General features: G+C 54.0%; 18 protein-coding genes, 2 tRNA genes, 1 rRNA gene and 1 other RNA gene. 2 read left to right on the top strand and 20 right to left on the bottom strand.

Annotated elements, in window-relative coordinates:
* The 8 genes from BR86_RS0110540 to ffs form a co-directional block, all read right to left on the bottom strand.
* Positions 1-145 (bottom strand): 16S ribosomal RNA (locus BR86_RS0110540); the annotation flags it as partial.
* Between the two features lie 574 nt (positions 146-719).
* Positions 720-1580 (bottom strand): CvpA family protein, encoded by an 861-nt coding sequence (locus BR86_RS0110535; RefSeq protein WP_031473730.1) that lies wholly within the window; start codon positions 1578-1580, stop codon positions 720-722.
* Positions 1581-1604: 24 nt separating this feature from the next.
* Complete coding sequence (locus tag BR86_RS0110530; RefSeq protein ID WP_031473728.1) at positions 1605-3602, bottom strand: hypothetical protein; 1998 nt, start codon at positions 3600-3602, stop codon at positions 1605-1607.
* 24 nt (positions 3603-3626) lie between these two features.
* Positions 3627-4226: a recombination mediator RecR gene (recR, locus tag BR86_RS0110525; RefSeq protein ID WP_031473726.1), complete on the bottom strand. Its 600-nt coding sequence runs from the start codon at positions 4224-4226 to the stop codon at positions 3627-3629.
* On the bottom strand, positions 4226-4579 hold the full coding sequence (locus BR86_RS0110520) for a YbaB/EbfC family nucleoid-associated protein (RefSeq protein WP_031473724.1): 354 nt from the start codon (positions 4577-4579) through the stop codon (positions 4226-4228). Before BR86_RS0110520 ends, recR begins: the two co-directional genes overlap by 1 nt.
* A gap of 260 nt (positions 4580-4839) precedes the next feature.
* Complete coding sequence (gene dnaX / locus BR86_RS0110515) at positions 4840-6465, bottom strand: DNA polymerase III subunit gamma/tau (protein ID WP_031473722.1); 1626 nt, start codon at positions 6463-6465, stop codon at positions 4840-4842.
* A 55-nt stretch (positions 6466-6520) separates the two neighbouring features.
* Positions 6521-7606, bottom strand: coding sequence for a 6-phosphofructokinase (locus BR86_RS0110510; protein ID WP_031473720.1), 1086 nt, complete (start codon positions 7604-7606; stop codon positions 6521-6523).
* A gap of 373 nt (positions 7607-7979) precedes the next feature.
* An RNA gene (ffs, locus tag BR86_RS15725) (signal recognition particle sRNA large type) lies at positions 7980-8240 on the bottom strand.
* Positions 8241-8405: 165 nt separating this feature from the next.
* Here ffs and BR86_RS0110505 point away from each other — a divergent pair.
* A tRNA-Tyr gene (locus BR86_RS0110505) sits at positions 8406-8487 on the top strand.
* Positions 8488-8508: 21 nt separating this feature from the next.
* Positions 8509-8594: transfer RNA gene (locus tag BR86_RS0110500), tRNA-Leu, on the top strand.
* A gap of 165 nt (positions 8595-8759) precedes the next feature.
* Here BR86_RS0110500 and BR86_RS0110490 read toward each other — a convergent pair.
* The 12 genes from BR86_RS0110490 to BR86_RS0110425 form a co-directional block, all read right to left on the bottom strand.
* Positions 8760-10850 carry a heavy metal translocating P-type ATPase gene (locus BR86_RS0110490; protein WP_031473718.1) on the bottom strand — a complete coding sequence of 697 codons (2091 nt, stop codon included), beginning with the start codon at positions 10848-10850 and terminating at the stop codon, positions 8760-8762.
* A 36-nt stretch (positions 10851-10886) separates the two neighbouring features.
* Entirely contained in the window at positions 10887-11231 is a 345-nt protein-coding gene (locus tag BR86_RS0110485; protein ID WP_031473716.1) for a DUF6110 family protein, read from the bottom strand.
* 239 nt (positions 11232-11470) lie between these two features.
* Positions 11471-11977, bottom strand: coding sequence for a tRNA adenosine(34) deaminase TadA (tadA, locus tag BR86_RS0110480; protein ID WP_051684743.1), 507 nt, complete (start codon positions 11975-11977; stop codon positions 11471-11473).
* 288 nt (positions 11978-12265) lie between these two features.
* A complete protein-coding gene (locus BR86_RS0110470; protein ID WP_031473712.1) occupies positions 12266-13288 on the bottom strand; it encodes a branched-chain amino acid aminotransferase in 1023 nt (340 codons plus the stop codon).
* A 201-nt stretch (positions 13289-13489) separates the two neighbouring features.
* Positions 13490-15655, bottom strand: a complete 2166-nt coding sequence (locus BR86_RS0110465; RefSeq protein WP_075034482.1) for a glycoside hydrolase family 13 protein — start codon at positions 15653-15655, stop codon at positions 13490-13492.
* Positions 15656-15740: 85 nt separating this feature from the next.
* Positions 15741-17564, bottom strand: a complete 1824-nt coding sequence (ftsH, locus tag BR86_RS0110460) for an ATP-dependent zinc metalloprotease FtsH (RefSeq protein WP_031473708.1) — start codon at positions 17562-17564, stop codon at positions 15741-15743.
* A 142-nt stretch (positions 17565-17706) separates the two neighbouring features.
* Positions 17707-18231 carry a hypoxanthine phosphoribosyltransferase gene (hpt, locus tag BR86_RS0110455; protein ID WP_031473706.1) on the bottom strand — a complete coding sequence of 175 codons (525 nt, stop codon included), beginning with the start codon at positions 18229-18231 and terminating at the stop codon, positions 17707-17709.
* Complete coding sequence (gene tilS, locus BR86_RS0110450) at positions 18224-19876, bottom strand: tRNA lysidine(34) synthetase TilS (RefSeq protein ID WP_051684740.1); 1653 nt, start codon at positions 19874-19876, stop codon at positions 18224-18226. Before tilS ends, hpt begins: the two co-directional genes overlap by 8 nt.
* A 76-nt stretch (positions 19877-19952) precedes the next feature.
* Positions 19953-20270 (bottom strand): septum formation initiator family protein, encoded by a 318-nt coding sequence (locus BR86_RS0110445; RefSeq protein ID WP_242841599.1) that lies wholly within the window; start codon positions 20268-20270, stop codon positions 19953-19955.
* Between the two features lie 263 nt (positions 20271-20533).
* Complete coding sequence (locus tag BR86_RS0110435) at positions 20534-20773, bottom strand: RNA-binding S4 domain-containing protein (protein ID WP_031473700.1); 240 nt, start codon at positions 20771-20773, stop codon at positions 20534-20536.
* Positions 20774-21088: 315 nt separating this feature from the next.
* On the bottom strand, positions 21089-22273 hold the full coding sequence (locus tag BR86_RS0110430) for a VWA domain-containing protein (protein ID WP_031473698.1): 1185 nt from the start codon (positions 22271-22273) through the stop codon (positions 21089-21091).
* 20 nt (positions 22274-22293) lie between these two features.
* On the bottom strand, positions 22294-23127 hold the full coding sequence (locus BR86_RS0110425) for an AAA family ATPase (RefSeq protein WP_031473696.1): 834 nt from the start codon (positions 23125-23127) through the stop codon (positions 22294-22296).
* Positions 23128-23255: the final 128 nt, after the last annotated feature.

Raw genomic sequence — 23255 nt, 5'->3', positions numbered from 1 at the left:
CAGGTTACCCACGTGTTACTCACCCGTCCGCCACTAAAATTACAAAATTCCATCCGAAAACTTCCTTCTGCAATTTCCGTTCGACTTGCATGTGTTAGGCACGCCGCCAGCGTTCATCCTGAGCCAGGATCGAACTCTCTCGTTAAAAGTTTGATCCGGTTTAGACTTAAGCTTGGCTTATTCTTAACCGTTATTACTGTTTAAGGTTTTGTTCTTGAAAATCTCTCGAACTTAAGGCCTCTACCTTATCGGCCTTTGTTCTTGGAATTTTCAGGGTTTTATATACTGTTCAGTTTTCAATGTTCCTGTCGTTCCCGTCAGGCGAGCGACTTAACCATCATATCAAATCTTAACCGCCTTGTCAAGAACTTCTTTATTCTGTTATTTGTTTTCGTTCCGTCCCCGCTGATATGAGAATCGCTCCTGGTCCGGATCGGCGCTGCGTTTCATTCGCAACGGAGCCTATCTTATCACCCTGAAATGGATTCGTCAAGCGAATTTTATATTTTTTTAAAACAATTTCTGTTTGATGGATCAAAAGCAGAAAAACCCTGTATTCCCGCCATTTTCGCAAAAAGAGGAGCGCCGCAGCGCTCCTTCGAAAATGATTTTACAGTCTTATTTTTTGATATTGTGTTAATATCATATACAATTTATCAAATACTACCGGTTTGTGTTTGGAATTGGACACACACGGGGTATGGGAGTTAAGTTTTCTCTCAGTGAATGAGATTTTTCATCACCCGCACCGCCATGGAGATCAGAAGATTGTGCTCTCCGATCCATGTCAGAATCTCACTGCGATCAATCTGTGCCGAGAGAACGCTTCCCAGTTCCGTTGTTGAAAATGCCATGACAAACAGCATAAAGATCCACACGCACAGGATGCCAATCATGCCTCCGACGACCGCACCCAGTGTCCGGTTGATCCCAGAGATGACCGGAATCCGTGAGAAAATGCTCGTGAACCAGAAAATCAGCCGGATCGCAACGGTCACAAGAACAAAGAGGCCCAGGTAGACCAGAATATTCAGGATACTGTTGGTCAGGTATCCGGCCACATAGTCCGCAAAGCGATCCACTCCCAGAATCTTATACACCTGTCCGTTGTTATTCTCTATCAGGGCCTTTTTCAGATGTTCCGGAAGCGGCATTGCCTCGATGACCGTTCTCTCTGCAGACGGATCATTCACGCCCGCCCTGCGGGAAGTGCCGTTATCCGCTCCGCCCTCTCTTCCTGCGGATCCTTCTGCACTCTCATCACCCTCGGCAGACTCTCCGGCGCCGTCTCTGCCCGTATCGTCATCAGGTTCCCCGTGTTCCGCCTCTTCATCTCCGAAGCCGATCACCTTCAGGGTATAATCCTGAAACGCGCTGTACACGCCGGTATTCGTTCTCAGCCAGTTACACATATAAGGTGTCGCGACATGTGCCGCAGTCAGTGTCAGGATCAATGCGCCCGCCGTGACGATCATCCGGAGAAATCCCCGATGATGGCCATATAACACCATCGCGGCGAGGAAGACCCCCACCGCGACGGTAAGCCACTGCTCCTGAACGTATGCAGTGATTATTTCCATATATACATCCTATCCGATGGTTTCTCAATCGAAGAAATGTTTTTCCCGGAGGATGAGAAGCCCGTTCTTGTCATAGCGTTTTGCAAAGAGATGCTTTTTCTCGGCTTTGTCCGCCGCATGTTCGATCAGATCCGCCGCGCTCTCGCGGGTCAGCGGAACACCATCCTCTTCCATCATTTCCGCCCGCTCATACAGAGCAAGCTTGCTCTTTCCGTCAATGCTGCAGTCAATATCCGCAGCGTATCGGCACGCGTACTGAACGAAATCCTCTACATCCATCTCATCGTTCTCGACATCAGCAGCCTCTGAACGATCGCCGTCCTCCGTTTTTTCCCGGTCAGACTCGTACGCTTCTCTTTCATCCTCATCCGGATCATCTGCGTTCTCATCTTCATCCGCTTCGTCACCGTCGTCCTTGGATTCTTCGTCCGAATCTTCCGGCTCTTCTGCCTCGGCCTCATCTTCCGCGTTTTCTTCCGCATCTTCTGAGTCCTCTTCTTCCGCCTCATCGTCTTCGGTTTCCCGCTCGTCCGGGAGGTCTTCTTCCACCTCCGGAAGTTCCTCATCCTCTTCGAGGTCTTCCAGATCTTCCACAATCTCCGGCCGCTCGCCGTCACCGCCGTACATTTCGGTCGCAGCCGGGAACTCTGCGCGGAAAGCAGACAGATTCTCCTCGTCATCGATCAGGATGACGGACATTTCCTCACCTGCCTGTGCCACAAAATCGTTCAGATCTTCCAGTGTCTCCTCATCCAGATCGGCTGCGCGCTCGATGATCAGATCTTTTCCCTCCAGCTTTCCGGCAACAGAGAACACGCCTCGCTTTGCCAACCGGTCTCCGCTGATCTTTGCCGCAGAGCGCTTTACGCCCAGAACTTCATGGAATTCCTTGAGAAGCCCCAAAGCCGCCTTCAGGCCGGCTTCTTCATCGTCGGCTGCCAGCATAATCCGGTTTTCAAATGGAGCCTCTTCCTGTTCTTCCTCTTCGAGATCCCAGTCCTCCAGTTCCGGCATGGTCTCTTCCGGCTGTTCAGCTTCCTGAGCTGCCGCTTCATGTTCCATTCCGGTTCCGGAAATGCAGTCTTCCTTCCCGGCATTTTCCTGAGAAGCCTGGTGGAGATCACTCACTCGCTGAAGAACGCGGGTCTGATCATCCTCTTCCGCCTCTGTATTCTCATACGGCTGCATTTTGCATACTTCTCTTGCCAGCTCTTCCTCCGCTCTGGCCTCATGGAGACTTGCCTCCAGGCTTTCATCGGCTGCCTCGCGGCGGCTTTCCTCCCTGCGGCTCTCCGGCTCTTCGTCCTCTTCCCGGGCAGGCTCACGGCGGTCATCATCAGCGTCTGCATTTCGGCCGAGATCCACATCGCGGAACTTTTCTTCCACTTCCTGCAGTTTTCTCTCATACTTCTGACGGTTCTCCGCCAGATCCTTCTGATAGCTGTTCAGCGGAGCAAATTCCTGCTTCAGTGCCATCGCCTTATCGACATATTTTCCGATGCCGAACATCAGCATAATCTTGTCGCAGGCTCTGACACAGTCATCTTCGCGTCCGGCTTCCCGATAAAGCTCTGCCAGATGATACAGCCACTTGTCATCCAGTTCATCATTGCAGTACATCTCCAGAGAGTTGATCTGCTGCTCCACCGATGCGCCCTTTGCCTCCAGAATCAGGAAGCGCAGAAGATGCTGCACGCTGTCATTATCATCCACCTGCTCACAATATTCCTTGTAATATGCCTCGGCTTCGCGGACATTTCCCTCGCGGAGAGCAAGATCTGTCAGTTTGGTCAAAAGTGTTCTTCCGATCGGAGCTCTCTCATAGGCAATCAGAAGAATATCTTTTGCATCGGAATACTCACGGTTCTTCTCGTAAATGGAAGATGCCAGTGTAAGAAGTCCGGTGCTCTTGACACGTCTCCAGTCGATTGCGTCCGCAATCTTCATGGCCGTCTCGTAATCACTCTTATTAACAAGTTTTTTGATTTGCTCGATTTTTACCTTAAATTCAAACTTATCCATGGTATCTATCTCCGCCGTTTTCCCTTATATTTCTGTTCTTCCTTCCAGCGCCCGGAGAAGCGTCACCTCATCGGTGTACTCCAGGTCTCCGCCAACCGGCACTCCGCTGGCAATCCTTGTAACCCGGATTCCCGTCGGTTTGATCAGCTTGCTGATATACATCGCGGTTGTCTCGCCTTCAAGGCTTGAGTTTGTCGCGATAATGACCTCGCCCACATCCTCTTTCTGAAGACGGAGCATCAGCTCTTTCAGGCGAATGTCATTCGGTCCGATGCCAAGCATCGGAGAAATCGCGCCATGCAGAACATGATACACGCCCTGATACTTTCCGGTTTTTTCGTATGCCGCCAGGTCGCGGGTATTTTCCACAACCATAATCGTGTTGTGATCCCGTTTCGGGTTTCCGCAGATCGGACAGATCTCCTGATCCGTCAGCGTCTGGCACTCTTTGCAGTAGCGGACATTATGGCGGGCATCCACGATCGCCCGCGAAAGCTTCTCCGCCTGCTCCACCGGCATATTGATGACATGAAACGCCAGTCTCTGCGCCGATTTGCTGCCGATTCCCGGAAGCTTGGAAAATTCTTCGATCAGGCTGCTGATCTGTGAACTGTAATAATCCATCAGAATCCCAGTCCGCCTCCGAGACCGCCAAGACCGCCGGTCACGCTGTTCATGAGCGCCTGGCTGTCGTCCTCGGCCTTCTTCATCGCCTCATTGGCTGCCGTCAGAATCAGATCCTCGAGCATCTCCACGTCATCCGGATCACAAGCTTCCGGAGAGATCTTGACAGAAAGCATCTCCTTCTTTCCGCTGACTGTAACCGTAACGGCACCGCCGCCGGTGGATGCGGAATACTCACGCACTTCCAGCTCTTTCTGTTTTTCTTCCATCTGACGCTGCATTCTCTGCGCCTGCTTCATGATATTCGCCATGTTACCCGGCATTCCGCCCGGGAATCCTCCGCGTTTTGCCATGCATTTCCTCCTCGCCCGTCTCCGGGTCTTTTCTTTATGTTTCGAACAATGTCTCCGTACTCTGTCAGTTTTGATTATTTCCAATCATATCTTTTCAATTATAGCGCAATCTGTCATTCTTCGCATCTTATATAAATCTTACGATAAACCCGCCGCATCCGCGCGGCCGGCGCGATCCTCCGTGCAATGCGGATGCTCAGTCCCCCGCGGGGTGAAATCATCGGCCGCAAGCTCCGCGATCCTCCGTGCGATGCGGATGCTCAGTCCTCTTCCGTGATCGGGAAATTGATTGCCGCCTGAAGATCCTCACTGCTGACGTAGACCGTGTCTTCCTGTTTGACACTTCCGTCGCCGCGGGCCGTAAACCGGATCTCCCGCTGATAATCCTCCGCGATGATATCGCTGATCTGCTGAAATGCATCAAGCCGCTCCAGCATTTTGGCATTCATCTGATCCGGAACGATGATCTCCATCCGTCCGGGCGAAATCGGATTGACGAAACTGTCGCGCAGGGCGGAACGAATCGATCCGCTGGCTTTGCCGACGACCATCGGCCACTCTTCCCGGATCAGCTTCAATTCCTCATATTCCGCCTGCGGCAGTGTCACTTTTTTGGGTTCTTTCGGCGCGGATGATGCGGCGGCGATTCCCGCTGCCGGTCCTGCCGTGCCGCCCTGCTGTGCCGCAGCAGCGGCTGCCGCCGCGAGATCCGCCCCCGACGGAATCTCGCTCATTTTCTTTTCCAGTTCCGCAAGGCGCTGCAGAACCGAGTCAAGGTTATTCTCCATCGCCGGTCTGGTCAGCCGGATCAGCGCAATCTCCACCAGAACGCGCTTCTGCGTCGCAAATTTCATCTGACCGGAGAGTTCCGAGAGGACGCGGATATACCGCATCAGGGTCTCCTCGTCCACGTGCTGCGCCTGCTCGCGAAGGACCTTGGCGTTGTCCTCCGACATTTCCACCATGTCTTCCAGTCTGTCGTCCTCGGACGCATTCCGGATGATGAGGACATTTCTCATGTACCAGAGAAAATCCGTCACCATCTGGGTCAGTTCCCGGCCTTCTGCCACCATCTCGCTGACCGTGCGGAGGCATTCCGCCGTATCGCTTCGGACAACCGCGTCAAACAGCCGTGTGAATACGCCCGTGTCGACCGCGCCGAGAACATCAAGCACATTGTCATAGGTCAGTTTCTCATCGAAATGGAACGCCGCGCACTGGTCCAGAAGACTCAGGGAGTCTCGCATGGATCCGTCGGCAACCCGGGCGACATAGCGAAGCGCTTTGTCGTCGGCATCGATGCCCTCCGCGTCCGCCAGCTCCCGCAAATGTCCCGCGATCGTGTCTATGGAGATACGGCGGAAGTCATAGCGCTGGCATCGTGAGAGTATCGTAATCGGAATCTTGTTGACCTCCGTCGTCGCGAGAATGAAAATGACATATTCCGGCGGCTCTTCCAGCGTCTTCAGGAGCGCGTTGAACGCTCCGGCCGAAAGCATATGCACCTCATCGATGATGAACACCTTGTATTTCCCGTCGGTCGGCGGATACTGCACCTGATTCCGGATCTCACGGACATCGTCGACGCCGTTGTTACTCGCTGCATCGATCTCGATCACATTCAGCGACGCGCCTTCCGCGATTGCGCGGCACATTGCGCACTCTCCGCAGGGGTTCCCGTCTTTCGGATGCTCGCAGTTGACGGTCTTCGCGAAAATCTTCGCGATACTGGTCTTACCGGTTCCTCTTGTTCCGCAGAACAGATAGGCATGACCGATCCGGTCTGTGATAATCTGATTCTTCAGTGTTCTGACAATGTGTTCCTGCCCCCGGACTTCATCAAACGTCGACGGGCGCCATTTTCTGTATAAAGCGGTGTAAGCCACCTGATTCACCTCTTACTCTGCTCTTTGATCTGATGTATTCTTATCTCTTCTTCGTTCACGGTTCATTTCCGAAGGAAATCCCGACGGCCCTTGCCTCGTGGATGATCTCGCTCTCCGGGTCCACCGTCTTGAGTTTTCCCGCAACATCGCCGAGAGGAACCGACACAAACTTTCCGCCGGTGATGGCCGCCATACGGCCGAACTCTCCCCGAACCGCCATGGCGGCCGCCTCACTTCCGAGCCTTGTCGCGATCACACGATCGTAGGCCGTCGGATGTCCGCCGCGCTGCATGTGGCCGGGCACCGTCACCCGGACTTCCTGTCCGGTCTTCTCCTCGATGGCCGCACCGATCTCATAGGCCGGCGACGGATATTTCTTCTTCATTTTCTTTCGGAGTTCTTTCTGCTCCTTCTTCGGCAGAACCGCCATCTCTTTTGAAATCGCGCCTTCCGCCATCGCGATGATGGTAAAATGTTTCCGCTGCGCTTCTCTCGCGCGGATCGCCCGGACGATGCTGTCGATGTCATACGGAATCTCCGGGAGAAGGATCACATCCGCTCCGCCGGCAAGGCCCGCATAGAGCGTCAGCCAGCCGACCTTGTGGCCCATCAATTCCACAATGAACACACGGCCGTGCGATGCAGCCGTCGTGTGAATGCAGTCGATGGCATTCGTTGCGACCTCCACTGCGCTGTGAAAGCCGAACGTGATATCGCTTCCCCAGAGATCGTTGTCGATCGTCTTCGGTACCGCAATCACCTGCAGCCCCTCCTGTGAGAGAAGATTGCTGGTCTTCTGACTGCCGTTACCACCCAGAACGATCAGGCATTCCAGTCCAAGATCCCGGTAGGTATCCTTCATCGCCCGGATCTTGTCCAGTCCGTCTTTCTCCGGATCCCGGATCTGCTTAAACGGCGTTCTCGACGTCCCGAGAATCGTACCTCCGCGGGTGAGAAGACCGGAAAAATCCTCCGGTCTCATGATCTCATAGTCCCCATGGATCAGCCCGCGGAAACCGTTCCGGAAACCGATGATCTCCACATCCGTTCCCAGGCGGAACAGTGCCTTTGCGGTGCCCCGAAGAGCTGCATTCAGGCTTTGACAATCACCTCCGCTGGTTAATACTCCGTACCGTTTCATGAGCCACCGTCCTTTCCCCCGTATGGAACGGCCATTCCGGGCGTCTCTATTGTAATGAACGAATCGTCCGCAAATTTTCCGACAATCACTTCATTATTATACTCGGGAATGCATGGTTTTACCAATCGCGTTTTAAGAACAAAGTACACAAGTGAACCTCGGCTCCCCCATCCTCTTGATCCTGAGGAGGGGGGGAGCACCACGGACTTTGCGCGCCGCCGCTGGTCACCGGAAGGGGACAGCTACCGCTTCAGCGGCGTGCGCATTCTCTTGGAGCGTTTTCATTTCACAGGAAATGCGGAGCACTTTCCTGTGAAACGGAAAAGAGCGGCCGGTGCACCGGCACCGACCGCTCCAAATATTCATATAAAATCCGCACATCCCGCTTTGAACACAAACGGCGGACGTTACCCTCGCAGTTAACTCGGTCCAGGCTTCCCTGCGGCACACAGAAGGACCCGCTTAGTGCTGCTGCATTCCTGCCCTGACACGGTTCACGGGGATCTGTTGCGCAAGACCCAAACTTCAACGCCACTTACAAGGGGCAGCTCCGCTGCCTGAGCCCTGGGCGGGATATCACCCCTGCTATAGCGGATTGCAGGTACAGGGCACCGCTGACTCCCCGGCTGTGCGGAAAGGTTATGACGAAGTCTTTCCTTGCTCAACTGATTGCTCAATTTGCCCTGTAAGTATACAGGAGGGCCCTGATTTTGTCAAGATTTCTCTCGTTTTCCATGACTTTTCCGTCAAAAGATACTTGCTTTTCAAAGTGTTTTATGATAACATCTTAGCGTTATATGGGCGATTTCCCGAGTGGCCAAAGGGGACAGACTGTAAATCTGCTGCAGATTGCTTCGGTGGTTCGAATCCACCATCGCCCATTTCGCGTTCGCGCGGATCTTGCCGGCATGGCGGAACTGGCAGACGCACGGGACTTAAAATCCCGCGAGGGTAAAACTTCGTACCGGTTCGATTCCGGTTGCCGGCATAATATGTTAAAGGTGCTGTCGCTCATCGCGGCAGCACCTTTTTTCGATTCTTTATTCTCCGTCGTTACGTTTTGGCTTCGATACCATCTTGTGACCGGTCCAGAGGCAGACTGCCCCGGAGATCATCATCAAAACCGCACTCCATTTATGCCATTTGAAATAATTCATTCTTCCTCCCTGATCAGAGGCGTCATGCTGTGAAGACCGATTCCGATCGTTGACAGATTATGCAGCAGCGACGCTGTGGACGGCATGAGGATACCCATCGCGCCGAGAGCGATCAGCACGCTGTTAAAGCCCATGATGTTCCGGTAATTTCCATGAATCCGCCTCATCAGCGCTTCGGCGATCTGACGCATCCGAACGATTTCCTGAAGCGATCCGTTCGAGATCACGATATCCGCAACTTCCTGTGCGATCGGCGCACCATTTGAAACCGCAAGACCGACGTCCGCCTCCGAAAGCGCCGGTGTATCATTGATACCGTCGCCGACCATGATCACCTTTCGTCCGCAGGCATGTTCCGAGCGGACAAATTCCGCCTTATCCTCCGGCAGAACCTCCGCATGGAACTCATCCAGGCAGAGTCTCTTTGCAACTTCCTGTGCAGTCGATCGGTTATCCCCGGTCATCATGCAGATTTTCTTCAGCCCCATCCGGTGAAGCTGTTCGATCACGCCGGCAGCCTCCTCACGGATCGGATCCAAAATACAGAGAACCGCCGCAAGCCGTCCGTCAACCGCCAGATACAGCGGGGAGTAATTCGCCGGGATCGCATGGTACTTTTCCCGTTCCGAGTCGCTTACGCGGATCTTTTCATCTTCCATCACAAAATGGTGACTTCCGATCACTGCCCGTTTCCCGTCAATCGTCGTCGCAATTCCATGCGCCACGATATATTCTACTTTTGTATGGTACTCCTCATGGCTGATCTTCCGGTCCGCCGCTTCCCTGACAACGGCATTGGCGATCGAATGTGGGAAATGTTCCTCCATGCAGGCTGCCAGGCGAAGCGCCTCGGTCTCGGACCAGCCGTCAAACGTGACAATGTCCGCCACCTTCGGCGTCGCATAGGTCAGTGTTCCCGTCTTATCGAAGACGATCGTTTCCGCTTCCGAAACCGCCTCCAGAAATTTTCCGCCCTTGACGGAAATCTCATATTTTCCGGCATCCCGCATCGCGGACATCACAGCCAACGGCATGGACAGCTTCAATGCGCAGGAGAAGTCAACCATCAGAAATGACATCGCCCGGGTAATGTTCCGCGTCAGCAGATAGGTCAGTCCCATACCGATAAAGGCTCCCGTCACCAGCTGATCCGCCAGGTGATATGCCGCGGTAACCGTATTGCTCTTCAGTTTTTCGGACTCCTCGATCATTTTCACAATCTGATCGTATTTTCCCTTGCCTGCCCGTTTTGTAACACGGTATACCAGCTCGCCCTCACTGACCACTGTTCCGGCGAAGACCGTCGCACCCTCCGACTTAAAGACAGGCGCCGCCTCTCCGGTCATCGAAGCCTGATTGACGCTTGCCTCTCCGGAGACAACGATTCCGTCCAGCGGAATGACATTGGATGTCCGGACAACGACCAGATCACCGGCCTGCACATCGCCGGTATCCATCAATACTTCCTCACCGTCCGGACATTTGATCCATACCCGGTCCGCGTGTAGACTCATCATTTCCGCCAAGTCATCTACGGATTTTTCGCGGGTCCATTCCTCCAGAGTGTCACCGATATTCTGCAGGAAAATGACACTTCCCGCCGTTGCGGGGTCTCCCCGAAGAAGGGAGGCACCGATGGCAGCCGCATCCAGCACCGAAACCTCGATCCTGCCGTGAAGAAGAGACCGCACGCCCTTCACAAAATAAGGAATTGACGCCACTACGGTGATCGCCGTATTCAGAACGTTCGGAAAAAACAGGGTGCGAAAGCCCTTGCTCAGCACGCTGAGAAGCAGCTTTTCCTCGTATTTGTTGCGCATCTCTCTTCCGCTGTGTTCCGGAACGAGAGCATGGAATTTCTCATCCTCATAATTGAGTTCCGAGAGCGCCTGTACAACCGCATGGCGGTTCCCGCGCCGATATGCAATGATCGCATTGCCGGTCCGCTCATATACCCGCACATTCTCCACGCAGTCCAGGCTCCGGATCGCATACTCAATCAGGTCGGCCTGCTGCAGTGTCATGCGGAACTGTTCAATATGGACACGCATACGGCCGGAGGATTCATGTAAAATTCTGCATTTCATTCTTTCTCAATCCTCCTTCAGATCCGGCTCTTCTCATCAGGCCTGCGCGTCCGCCTCGTCTGCTTCATCCGCCTTCTTTGCCGCTTCCAGTTCCTCCAGATGAGCCTGCGCCTGCGCAATCTTTTCCTTTGCGTCGATGATTGCCTTTGCCTCAGCCTCTTTTGCGCGCTTTTCATTGATATCCAGCGCATCTGCATAGATATCGTCACAATTCTCGCGGATTGTGGTTCCGGTCTTCATGACCGTATCCTTGCATCTCAGAACAGCCGCAGTGCAGTGAGTGTAAGCCTTTTTCAGGTCATTACTCTTCAAAATACTGACACCTGCTGTGCCGAACAGAACTCCGCCTGCAAAACAAGCAACTTTTTTCCAACTGATCATCTGTTTATCCTCCATTTCTGATTATGCATTTTCGGTCAGCCATGCTGTCCGCAAAATGTTTCATAGTTTTCTTTTCTTCTAAATATATCACACTTTTGGAACCGGTTTTATAAAAAAATTCTCTTCTATTAGATAGCTTTTATATTACGTTATCGTCTCAATATGAATATTGATAAACACTCCGGACTTACACGCCCCATAGGCTGTTACTCCCCCGATTACTGTTGTTTTTTGCTGAGTCAATCCTTCTTCGGCTTCGTCCGCAGTTCCCGGAAAAACTCTTTCAAAAGCATCGAACATTCCTCTCCTCGAATCCCGGTCTCCACCTCGCACTGATGGTTAAATCCCGGTTCATCCAGGAGATTCATGACCGATCCCGCGCAGCCCGCTTTCGGATTCATGGCTCCGATCACGACCTTCGGAATCCGGGCCTGAACGATGGCCCCGGCGCACATCGGACACGGCTCCAGTGTCACATACATCGTACAATTCTCCAGCCGCCAGTCTCCCATCTCCCGACAGGCCTTCCGCATCGCGATGATCTCCGCATGGGCAAGCACGTTTCCGTCCGCCACCCGGCGGTTATATCCTCTTCCGATGATTGTCCCGTCATGGACGATCACGCAGCCGATCGGCACATCTCCGATCCGCTTCGCACGCCGCGCCTGCCGGATCGCCTCCCGCATGAAATACTCCTCATCCGTGAGTCTTGATGCAGCCTTCCCTGCCGTCTGAATCTTCGTCATTTTTCCGTCATCTGCCATATTCTTCTCCGCACCGTTTCAATCGTATTTTCCTTTAGTGTACCACACCTCCCGGAAATTTACGATGAGGCCCGTTGCGGGACAGGAGCCGTGCGATGCTCCCCAACCGCCATTCCTATCGGTTGCAAACGCACGGAGCGGGAGCGTGCCGAATGGATCCGCCGCGGAAGGACCGGAAGCGCCAGGTCGGCTGCGGAAGCCGCCGGCCGCCCTACAACGCAAAGAAAAAGAGCCCGCGCAGTCCTGCGCAGGCCCCGTAAATTACGCGACTTACTCGATCACCTGGATCCAGCCTTCCGGTGCCTCGATATTGCACGCCTGAATATCCGTCAGCGTGTCGCGAAGCTTCTTCAGCTTCGGTCCCATCTCATCCATGCCGGACGGAACACAGATCTCCTTGCCATGATCATTGATCTTGCCGATCGGTGCGATAACCGCAGCCGTTCCACAAAGACCGATCTCCTCAAAATCACCGACCTCGCTGAGCAGAACCTCTCTCTCCTCAACCTCCATGCCGAGATAATGCTCCGCCACATACAGGAGAGATCTTCTCGTGATGGACGGAAGAATGCTCTGGGATTTCGGTGTCACAAGCTTGTTGCCCTTTACGAACAGGATATTCGCACCGCCGGTCTCCTCAATCTTCGTTCTGGTTGCCGGATCCAGATAAATGTTCTCCGCAAAGCCCTGATCATGCGCTTCCACGATCGCGTGAAGACTCATCGCATAGTTCAGACCTGCTTTGACATGTCCGGTTCCGCGCGGAGCCGCGCGGTCATAATCACTGATTCTTACCACGATCGGCTTCACACCGCCTTTGAAATACGGTCCGACCGGTGTTCCGAATACGCGGAACTGATACTCATCCGCCGGCTTTACCCCGATAACCGGGGACCATCCGAACATATACGGGCGGATATAGAATGTTGCGCCTGTTCCGAACGGCGGAACCCATGCCGCATTGGCCTTGACCGTCTTTACTACCGCATCGATAAAGCGATCCTCCGGGAATACCGGCATCTCCAGTCTTGCCGCGGAATCTGCCATACGGCTCGCATTCAGATCCGGACGGAAAATCACGATCTGGCCCTTCTCCGTGGTGTATGCCTTCAGCCCTTCAAAACAGCTCTGAGAATACTGAAGCACACCGGCACACTCACTCATGACCACATTCGGATCGGTAATCAGCGCACCGTCGTCCCACTTACCGTCTTTAAATTTCGATACATAACGGTAATCCGTCGGCATATAGCCAAAGGAAAGATTTTCCCAGTCAATGTTTTTCTTTTCCATAAGATCACTCCTATCTCTTCCATACGGTCGGTCCGGTCCCGGCGACTGCCGTGATAACGAGGCGGAACTCCTGAAGCGTGTTTCGTCTTATTTATAGTGTTTGGACACATTATAATTGTATGTTATCTGAGATTCAAGGCAATCCAATGGAATCACAATTTTCGAATATTAAATATAATTCAAGGTTATGTTTAGCTATTTTCACATCGCCCAGGAGGGATCTCCCGGCTCCGCGTCGTCGTATGTGCCTCTCGTCCGCTCGCCGACCGCAAACACCGATGATGATACCGGCGGAAGCGCAACACGGAACATTCCGTTTCGAATCGGAAATTCCAGAACGCCGACATTATAACTCTTCTCCGTAGTCAGCATATAACGCCGCATGACCTCTTCATCGCGGACATCCATTTTCCAGACCGGGACATGGACAATCGCCTCTTCGTGCGAAGTATTGATACAGATCACCACCCGGTTCGAATCTGCTCCCCGGCCCATCCGGCCGTAGACAATGAACCCGTCACCGGCGGAAAGCTCAATCACAGACCCTCTTCGAAGCGCCGGAAGCTCCCGCCGCATCCTGGCCGCACAACAGCAGAACTCGATCATTTCCAGATCCTGATGCTCCCACGGATAACTTCTCCTGCTGTCCGGATCCGTCCATCCGCAGAGCGCGATCTCATCACCGTAGTAGTAGGTCGGCGCGCCGGGCCATGTCATCAGCATCACGATTCCCTGCCGGAAAATACCGCGATTTGTTCCCATAGACGCTGCATCCGCGCCGTTTGTCCCAAGGCGCCCCACCGTCCGGTTCGTCCTGGTCATAAACCGGGAATGGTCATGATTGTCCAGCTGATTCATGGCACATTCCAGAGACTGCTGCGAAAAACGGCTCATATTTTCCCGCATGGTGCGGAAAAATTCCGGTCCGTTTCCGAACAGACAGGGCTCCGAACGGTCGCTGTGTTTTTCCATCCCGGTCAGGAACCAGGAAACCGGCTCCATAAACGCATCGTAGTTCATGACCGAATCCCACTGATCTCCTCCAAGCCACGAAGAAGGGTCTCCGTAATGCTCCGCCAGAATCACCGCATCCGGATTCGCCTCCTTCACACGCTTCCGGAACAGTTTCCAGAATTCATGATTGTATTCTTCACTGTGACCGAGATCCGCCGCGACGTCCAGCCGCCATCCGTCTGCTCCGTACGGCGGAGACACCCATTTCTGTCCGATATCCATCACGGCACGGACCAGATTCGGCGCTTCCTCGTAATTGAGCTTCGGCAGCGTCTCAACGCCCCACCAGCCCTCATAGGAATCATTGTCCGGCCACTCATTCGTCGAAAAGCGGAAATAATGGCTGTACGGACTCTCCCTGGTGCTGAACGCGCCGATCGGATATCCTCCCTGATGGCCGTAGATATTCTCCCGGTCCATCCACCGGTGGAAGGAACCGCAATGATTGAAGACACCGTCGATGATCACCCGGATTCCCATGTCATGCGCGTCATTGACAAAATTCGCGAATACCCAATCGCTCATTCCAAGGTTGACGGGATCCGCCGTGCGGTTGATATACCGCTCCGCCTTCCGGTTGTCCGGCTCCCCCTGCTGCACAAGTTTTCCGACGTCCTTTGGAATCAGCGTCAGATGGGGATCGACATGGAAATAATCCTGACAGTCGTATTTGTGATTGGATGGTGATACAAAAATCGGATTCAGATAAATGGCTTCGACGCCGAGATCCTTCAGATGATCCAGTTCCTGCCGCACGCCCTCGAGGTCTCCCCCGTAGAACCGTCCGACGTCGAGGTTCTCCGGAAGACTGTCCCACTCGACATGACGAACCCGTTCGCCCAGATAAATATACTCGCCGCTGATCACATCATTGGATGGATCTCCGTTCCGGAAACGGTCGACAAAAATCTGATACATGACCGCGCCGCGGCTCCATTCCGGAACGCGAAATCCCGGAATCATGGAAAACGGATGCCATGTCATAAGATTGTCCAAAGCGCAGCCGGGTTCCACACCCGTCTTTCCGTAAAGACAGGCTTCCCGCCCGCGCCGGACTTCAAAAGAATAGTAGAGTTTTTTCTCAGGCAGGCGAAGATGTGCCTGCCAATAGTCAAATCGTCCGCTTCTCACGGCACGCTTCATAAAACACAATGCCACGTCGCCGTCGGAATCAGAAGCAACCGACGGTTTGGTCGCGCTGCGAAGAAGAACGATATCCGCCCCGTCTGCCGCAGTCCGGAACCAGAGTGTGATCTCATCGCCCGGCTCCGCGGAAAACGGGGTGCGGAATCCTTCCGTCTCATCACAAAATAATGCCTCGGTATCGGTCATTTCAGAATAAATCCCATTCATAAAGAACGCTCCATTCTGCATTTCCGCACGCCGCCGGAAAGCCTGCTGCCTTCCGCAAAAACAGTCATCCCATGGAAATCATTGCTTACGCTTCCTGCGTCTTTTCAAAAAGCGCCTCGAACTCATCCTGTCCGATCTTCTCCTTCTCCAGAAGAAGCTCTGCGCTCTTGTGAAGCACGTCCTCGTGCTCCAGAATAATCTCCTTCGCCTTTGTATAACAGCTGTCGATAATCCGCTTGACCTCGACATCGATCGACTGCTGAACATCCTCACCGAAACTCCGCTGATGCGCCAGATCCTTTCCGATGAAAACCTGTCCGGAATCATTTGAGTAGTTGATCATGCCGATCTTGTCCGACATTCCGTACTCGGTAACCATCGAGCGCGCGATTGCGGTCGCACGGCGGATATCCTGGCTTGCGCCGGTTGTCACATCATGGAAAATGATGTCTTCCGCAATTCTTCCTCCGAGAGATACCATGATCTCCTCCAGCATCTTTGTTCTGGTCAGATAGCTCTCATCGGCTGCCGGAAGCGGCATGGTGTATCCGCCCGCGCCAAGCCCCGTCGGAATGATGGACACGGTATGAACCGGGCCCACATTCGGCAGAATATGGAAGAGAATCGCATGGCCGGACTCGTGATACGCGGTGATCTTTTTATCCCGCTCGCTCACGACCTTGCTCCGCTTCTCCTCACCGATGCTGGTCTTGATAAAGGACCGGTCAATATCCTGCTGTGTGATATATCTGCGCTCGGCCTTTGCCGCATTGATCGCCGCCTCATTCATGAGGTTTTCCAGATCCGCTCCGGTAAATCCGGACGTCGTCTGCGCGACACGGTGAAGGTCAACATCGTCACCCAGCGGTTTTCCTTTGACGTGCACGCCGAGAATCTCTTCTCTTCCGCGAACATCCGGCTTGCCCACCGCTACACGGCGGTCAAAACGGCCCGGACGAAGGATCGCCGGATCCAGAATATCCACGCGGTTTGTCGCCGCCATAACGATGATTCCCTCATTGACGCCGAATCCGTCCATCTCGACCAGAAGCTGGTTGAGCGTCTGCTCTCTCTCGTCGTGTCCGCCGCCGAGACCGGTACCTCTCTGTCTCGCAACCGCATCGATCTCATCGATAAAGACGATACACGGCGCATTTTTCTTCGCGTCATCAAAGAGATCTCGCACTCTGGACGCGCCGACGCCGACAAACATTTCCACGAAATCCGATCCGGAAATGCTGAAGAACGGAACACCCGCCTCCCCGGCAACCGCTCTCGCGAGCAGCGTCTTACCGGTTCCCGGAGGGCCCACCAGAATCACGCCCTTCGGAATTCTCGCACCCAGTCGTGTGTACTTCTGCGGATCCCGCAGGAAATCAACAATCTCCTCCAGCTCTTCCTTCTCCTCTTCCAGACCGGCCACATTGGTGAAATTCACATTGCTCGTCCGGGTCATTTTGGCGCGGCTGCGGCCGAAATTCATCATTTTCGCGTTCGCGCCGCCGGAATTGCGGGCATTCATAAACGCAAAAAACGCGATCAGAATTCCCGCCGAAAGGAGAACCGGCAGAATCACCGTCATCATGTAGTTATCCTGACGGATGGATGCCGTGTAATAGCTGATGTTCTTTTCCCGCAACAGTTTTTCCGCCTCCGCCACATCCAGCGTGCTGAAGCTTCCGCGGCTGCCGTCGTTCATCTCAAACTCGACATCACCGGTCGGCGTCTCCCGGTTCGGACGGATCACGGCAGAACTTACCTTTCCGTCATCCACATACTGTTCAAACTGCGGATAGTTAATCTCTGTGACCTGTGAATTTTTCTGCATTCTCATGCTGAACAGCATGAACAGCATCATCACAAGAATCAGGAGGCCTACGCTTCCTCCAAGTGTCTGTCTCTGTCTCACGTTCCCCTCCCATCTGTGCATCTGCTCGGCAGCACTGCACCGGATAAACGCAGAGATTCCCGCTTATCCGGAGAGATCGCATTCACTGCCTTGCAGCCACCGTTCAAGTCTCCCCAAATGATGTCCGCTTTTCACGGCTGAATTAAAGTTCTACCACTCCGATATACGGAAGATTGCGATATTTCTGATCGTAGTCCAGGCCGAAACCTACGACAAACTGATCCGGGATCGTGAAGCAGGTATAATCGACATGAACCTGCTTCTTTACTCTGCGCTCCGGCTTGTTCAGAAGCGTGCAGAGGTGAATGCTGTTCGGATGTCTCTGCTTCAGCACCTCGATCAGATAAGCCAGTGTGCGGCCGGTATCAATGATATCCTCACAGATCAGAATGTTTTCACCCTCGATCGGCTCATCCAGATCCTTGATGATCTTTACAACGCCGCTGGACGTTGTGCCGGAGCCGTAGCTGGAAACCGACATAAAGTCCATGGAAACCGGAATCGTCAGATGCTTCGCAAGTTCGCAGGTAAAGAAGACGCCTCCCTTGAGAATGCATATCAGCTTCACCGACTGGCCCTCATAAGCCTTATTAATCTCCTCCGCGATCTCACGGATCTTCTGGTCAACCTCTTCCTCTGTAAGCAGTACTCTGATCTTGTCAGCCACCGTCTTTTCCTCCATTGTATGTTATTCGTAATATCGTTTCTGTTTGTTCCGTCACACGGGCATTCCAGCCCGTCCGATATCCCACGGCCCACAAAACTCCGGCTCCGTCGGTTACGATCGGAATCCGGCTTCGTTCCTGCCGCGGAACTTTTTCATCAATCATCAGGCGGTGAAGCGATTTTGACATCTGCTCCGACAGCCGGATGCGGTCACCCTCTGTCCGGTAACGAAATGACAGATTACCTTGTATTTTATCATAGTCAAAGCATTTCGTATATGTCGTATCGGGATTTTTCGCCGCTTCCTCTGCCGAAATGATCTCGGTCCGGAAGCAGGCCTCCAGCGCCTCATCCGGCGTCCGTTTCTCCCCGGAACCTTCTTTCATCGTCTCCGGATCCATTTTACTCTGCGGTTCCTGTCCCGGTCCCGCAATATAAAACACAGCATCCTCATACTCACGCTCGACGCGCACCCCGTACGGAAGATTCACGCTCCGGCCGGTTCCGCCGTCCAGAATATCCAGAATGCTCTTAATGTGAGTCCGCCCGATATCCTTCGCCGGACATCCGATACGCCGAAGAATCTCCCGGACAAGATACCCCCGGAGTATTTCCGGCGTTTTCGGAAGATCGGAGCAACGGATCCGGAACATTTTCCTGTCGAAGCCGTTTCCCGGCGCTTCGCCCGATATGGTTCCAGCGGCTTCCTCCGGTGCCGATCCCGAAATGGTTCCAACAGCTAACTCCGGTGCCGATCCCGGCAATGCCCCCGGATCCGCCCCCAATGGAGCCGGATTCTTCCCGGCAAGAAGACGGCCGCAGTACTGTCCTGCCAGTTCCCGGAAATACGCATCCGCCTGCGCGATATCCTCCGCCGCCTGCAGGATATGTTCTGCCGCCCTCGCATTGACATTCTTCCGCACTCCCGGCAGAATCTCGTGTCGGATATAGTTCCGGGTGATCTCCGTATTCAGATTGGTGGAATCCGTCACCCACGGGACAGCCTTATCCTTCAGATATGCAAGGATATCCTCCCGGTATTCTCCGATCAGCGGCCGGACGATCTCTCCGGTCATCGCCGGAATTCCGGTCAGCCCACGGAGTCCGGTTCCGCGAAAAAGATTCATCAGCACCGTCTCGCTGCTGTCATCGGCATGATGCGCTGTGGCGATGCGGATTCTTCCGACAGGTCTCTCCGGCCCTTTCTCCAAGTCGAAACCGCCGGCGGTCATCCCGTTTCCTCTATCCGGGATTCCCCGCTCCGCTTCCCAGCGCTCCTTCTCCTCACGGAAAATGCGGTATCTTGCGTTCCGCCCCGCCTCTTCCACGGTAGTTCCGTTTTTTTCCGCCTCTTTTGCCGCATCGATCCGCACAATCCCGCACCGGACGCCGAAGGAACCGGCAAGCCTGAGCGCGGCCGCCGCGTCCCGGTCCGCTTCTTCGCCGCGAAGACCGTGGTGGACATGCACCGCCCGCACCTCGATATTCAGCCGTCCGCTCAGCGCACAGAGCACCGAAAGCAGACAGGCGGAATCCGGTCCCGCCGACAGCCCGATGATCACGCCGTCTCCCGGCAGGAGCATGTTCTGTTCCCGAATCCGGTCATATACCCGCTTCTCCAGCGGATGAATCTCCTTTTCTGGCATTATTCTCCCATCTTTGACCCGTTCGCACGTAATAATGATAGAACCCCCTGACGCGCAGCGCCAGAGGGTTGTTGTTTTATTTCTTTTCGGAAGGTTTGAGCAGTGTCTCTCCCGGGTTCACCAATCCGAGTTTCTCCTTTGCCACTTTCTCGATATACTCCTTGGTCTGGACGTATACCCTCTCCTCCTCGAGGTCCTGTGCCCGATTTTTCTCGTCATTGAGCTGCATCGTAAGTGTCTGTTCCTGTGCAAGAAGATCTCTCTCGGTCGCGCGAAGCTGCGTACCCTTCACTTCGACGGCCACGGCAAGGCTGAACACAACGCCTGTGATCGCAATCAGAGCAGCCCTGTTGTTCAGCGCTTCTCTTCTTCTGCCGGTCTTTTTCCTCGACAAAGAACATCCCCCCTTACTCTGCATCCCCGCATTCGGATTCTGCCGGAAAACCGCTTTCCCGGACAGATCGATCACACGGTTCCGAACCGGAACCGCCTGTGTGGATCGCACATTTTAATAATAGCGTATCTGCCTTCCCTTTTCAACTTGCAGAACTGTACAAATTTCTTTCAATCCGCGCGGTTTCGGGAGAGGTTTCCGGCACTTTTCATAAAGAGCTTTATGGGCAAAAAAGACTCTGTCTTCCGCTTTTTCCCGGCTCATCACAGATACCGGAACATCTCCTTCGCATTTTCCTTTCGAACCGTCTCCTGAACCTCCAGAACCTCTACCTTCACGGCTTTTGTTCCGAACGCAATCTCGATGACATCCCCGATCCTGACATCATAGGATGCTCTCTGCACTTTATCATTGACCATAACACGTCCGGCGTCGCAGGCCTCGTTGGCCACGGTACGGCGCTTAATCAGACGGGAAACCTTTAAATATTTATCCAATCTCATCTTTCAACCTCCAGACTCAGGCAGACATGCCCGCAAGTCGCTCGGAACCGCCCGGCAAAGTCTAATCTGTTTCAAACCGTCTGCCCGATTTGCGGTTCATATTCTGCACTGCACATTATACCCGAACGGACGGGCACACACAACCGCCGGCCCACGATGGCCAAAACCACTGTCCGGAACCATGGTCCGGAGCCGTTGTCCGGCAGCACAGATCCGCCGCAAGGATGCAAAATGTCCTTTTCGGTATGCAGTGCCCTCCACGTGCACGCATCCGGACATGTATCCGGGCTCTCATCCGGACCCGCATCCGGACATTCATCTGGCCGCGATCAGCTTCTTCATCGCCTTCACAAGATTATCCACCGTCAGATAATACATATCGAATTCCCGCTTCAATGTCGTATAACTCTCCGGGATATCCCAGTAGTTTCCGCCCTCTCCCGGGTTCAGCCATACCGAATGGGAGAAATGATCCCGTACATCGCGCATCCAGTCAATCCCGCGCCTTCCGGCCGCCTTGGGGTAGCGTGCGGTCATCAGTTCATAGGGCGCCATCTCCGCGTCGCCAACGATGATCAGCTTGTAGTCCCGGTCCAGCGTGCGAAGCACCTGCTCGGTCAGCACCGCGGAATCGTCTCTGCACTGCGGCCTCGTATAGAGGTATTTATAAATGCAGTTGTGAAAATAGTATATCTTCAGGTCCTTGAAGCGGTTCGACTTGCTGACCGCCTGAAACAGGGTGGAGCAGAGCCGGCTGTAATACTCCATGCTGCCGCCGGAGTCCATCATCATTACCACTTTGACCTGATTTCTGCGCGGCCGCTCGTAGACGAGATCCAGGACGCCGCCGTTCTCGCCGGTAGCCTGCGCCGTCTTCTCCGCATTCAGGACGGTCTTCTGTTCATCGGTCCGGCTGGAATACTGGCGGAGATACCGGAACGCCACCTGAAACTGACGCAGATCCAGCGCTCTGTCCCGGGTAAAGTCGCGGAACCGCCGCTCCCCGGCCACCCGCAGAGCCCGGTGATAATGGCCGGTGCCGCCCACACGGATTCCCTGCGGGGTATTGCCGTCGTTGCCGAATGCAGACATACCGCCGGTTCCGATCCAGTAGTTTCCACCGTTGTGCTCGGAATCCTGCTCCTGCATCCGCACCCTCAGCATATCCTCGATCTCCTCCGGAGTCAGGTTCTCCGCAAACTCGGCGCTCTCCGGATCCCAGTTGTCCGGCTTCCAGCCCGGATGATCCAGCCAGTCCTGAAGGCTCTGCGGAATCCGATCACCGGCCTTTGCGATGGCTTCAAAATAGTCCACAAAGATCCGGTCAAATTTATCGTAATCCGCCTCACTCTTCACCAGCACGGCCCGGCAGAGCTGATAGAAGCCGGTAAATGTCGCCCCGGCAAGTCCCTTGTCCAGCGCCTCGCAGAGCATCATCCACTCATTCAGGGAAACCTTCAGCCCATGGGCTCTGAGATAAAAGAAAAATTCCGTAAACATGGCACCTCTCTTCTCCGGGATCAATATCCGCGGTCACGTCTTGCCTTCGCCGCTTCCAGAGCGTCCAGATCCTCATTCTTTTTCAGAAGAACCCCGGCAAACGGAATCTTCCGCATGATATCCGGATATGGAATGCCGCTGTAGGTCAGGGCCCGGATCCAGTCGATCAGTTCCGAGGTGCTCGGTTTTTTCTGCACGGACGGCAGACTTCTGACCCAATAGAATGCCGCGATGGTCTGATCGATGAGATCCTGCTCCAGCTTCGGATAGTGCACGGAGATGATGCGGCGCATCAGTTCCTCATCTGGGAAAGAGATATAATGGAAAATGCATCTTCTGAGAAAGGCGTCCGGAAGCTCTTTTTCCGCATTGGACGTGATAATAATAATCGGACGGTGCTTTGCCCGGATCGTCTTTCCGGTCTGCGGAATTGTGAATTCCATCTGATCCAGTTCCCAGAGAAGATCGTTCGGAAACTCCAGATCCGCCTTGTCGATCTCATCAATCAGGAGAACACATCTCTCCTCCGACTCAAAGGCCGCGCCCACCTGTCCGAGATGCACATACTGTTCGATGTTATCCACCGCTTTTCCTCCGAACTGGGAATCATAGAGTCTCTGAACGACATCATAGACGTAGAGGCCATCCTGTGCCTTGGTAGTAGACTTGATGCTCCAGATCAGAAGCTTCGCTCCGAAAGCTTCGGCGATGGACTTCGCCAGTTCCGTCTTTCCGGTGCCCGGTTCGCCCTTGATCAGCAGCGGCTTCTCCAGTGCCATGGAAATGTTTACTGCACTCAGCAGTTCCTGAGAGGCAACATAGGTCTCGCTGCCCTGAAATGTCTGATGATTCATTTTCTTTCTCCTGTTCTCTATCGGCAATGCAACATTTCTGCATTCGTATCGATCCGTCATAAAACAGTGTATCCGATCCGCCGCAAAAATAAAAGAGGCACCGCCGGCGCGGAAACCGCGTTGACAGT

The sequence above is a fragment of the [Clostridium] aminophilum DSM 10710 genome, from assembly GCF_000711825.1.
Lineage (GTDB): Bacteria > Bacillota > Clostridia > Lachnospirales > Lachnospiraceae > Clostridium_R > Clostridium_R aminophilum.
This window is presented reverse-complemented; position numbering and strand designations above follow the sequence as displayed.

Excerpts from the sequence above, each read along its gene's own strand:
- BR86_RS0110535 (WP_031473730.1), bottom strand. The coding sequence starts at position 1,580 with ATGGAAATAATCACTGCATACGTTCAGGAGCAGTGGCTTACCGTCGCG.
- BR86_RS0110530 (WP_031473728.1), bottom strand. The coding sequence starts at position 3,602 with ATGGATAAGTTTGAATTTAAGGTAAAAATCGAGCAAATCAAAAAACTT.
- recR (WP_031473726.1), bottom strand. The coding sequence starts at position 4,226 with ATGGATTATTACAGTTCACAGATCAGCAGCCTGATCGAAGAATTTTCC.
- BR86_RS0110520 (WP_031473724.1), bottom strand. The coding sequence starts at position 4,579 with ATGGCAAAACGCGGAGGATTCCCGGGCGGAATGCCGGGTAACATGGCG.
- BR86_RS0110510 (WP_031473720.1), bottom strand. The coding sequence starts at position 7,606 with ATGAAACGGTACGGAGTATTAACCAGCGGAGGTGATTGTCAAAGCCTG.
- BR86_RS0110490 (WP_031473718.1), bottom strand. The coding sequence starts at position 10,850 with ATGAAATGCAGAATTTTACATGAATCCTCCGGCCGTATGCGTGTCCAT.
- BR86_RS0110485 (WP_031473716.1), bottom strand. The coding sequence starts at position 11,231 with ATGATCAGTTGGAAAAAAGTTGCTTGTTTTGCAGGCGGAGTTCTGTTC.
- tadA (WP_051684743.1), bottom strand. The coding sequence starts at position 11,977 with ATGACGAAGATTCAGACGGCAGGGAAGGCTGCATCAAGACTCACGGAT.
- BR86_RS0110470 (WP_031473712.1), bottom strand. The coding sequence starts at position 13,288 with ATGGAAAAGAAAAACATTGACTGGGAAAATCTTTCCTTTGGCTATATG.
- BR86_RS0110465 (WP_075034482.1), bottom strand. The coding sequence starts at position 15,655 with ATGAATGGGATTTATTCTGAAATGACCGATACCGAGGCATTATTTTGT.
- tilS (WP_051684740.1), bottom strand. The coding sequence starts at position 19,876 with ATGCCAGAAAAGGAGATTCATCCGCTGGAGAAGCGGGTATATGACCGG.
- BR86_RS0110435 (WP_031473700.1), bottom strand. The coding sequence starts at position 20,773 with ATGAGATTGGATAAATATTTAAAGGTTTCCCGTCTGATTAAGCGCCGT.
- BR86_RS0110430 (WP_031473698.1), bottom strand. The coding sequence starts at position 22,273 with ATGTTTACGGAATTTTTCTTTTATCTCAGAGCCCATGGGCTGAAGGTT.
- BR86_RS0110425 (WP_031473696.1), bottom strand. The coding sequence starts at position 23,127 with ATGAATCATCAGACATTTCAGGGCAGCGAGACCTATGTTGCCTCTCAG.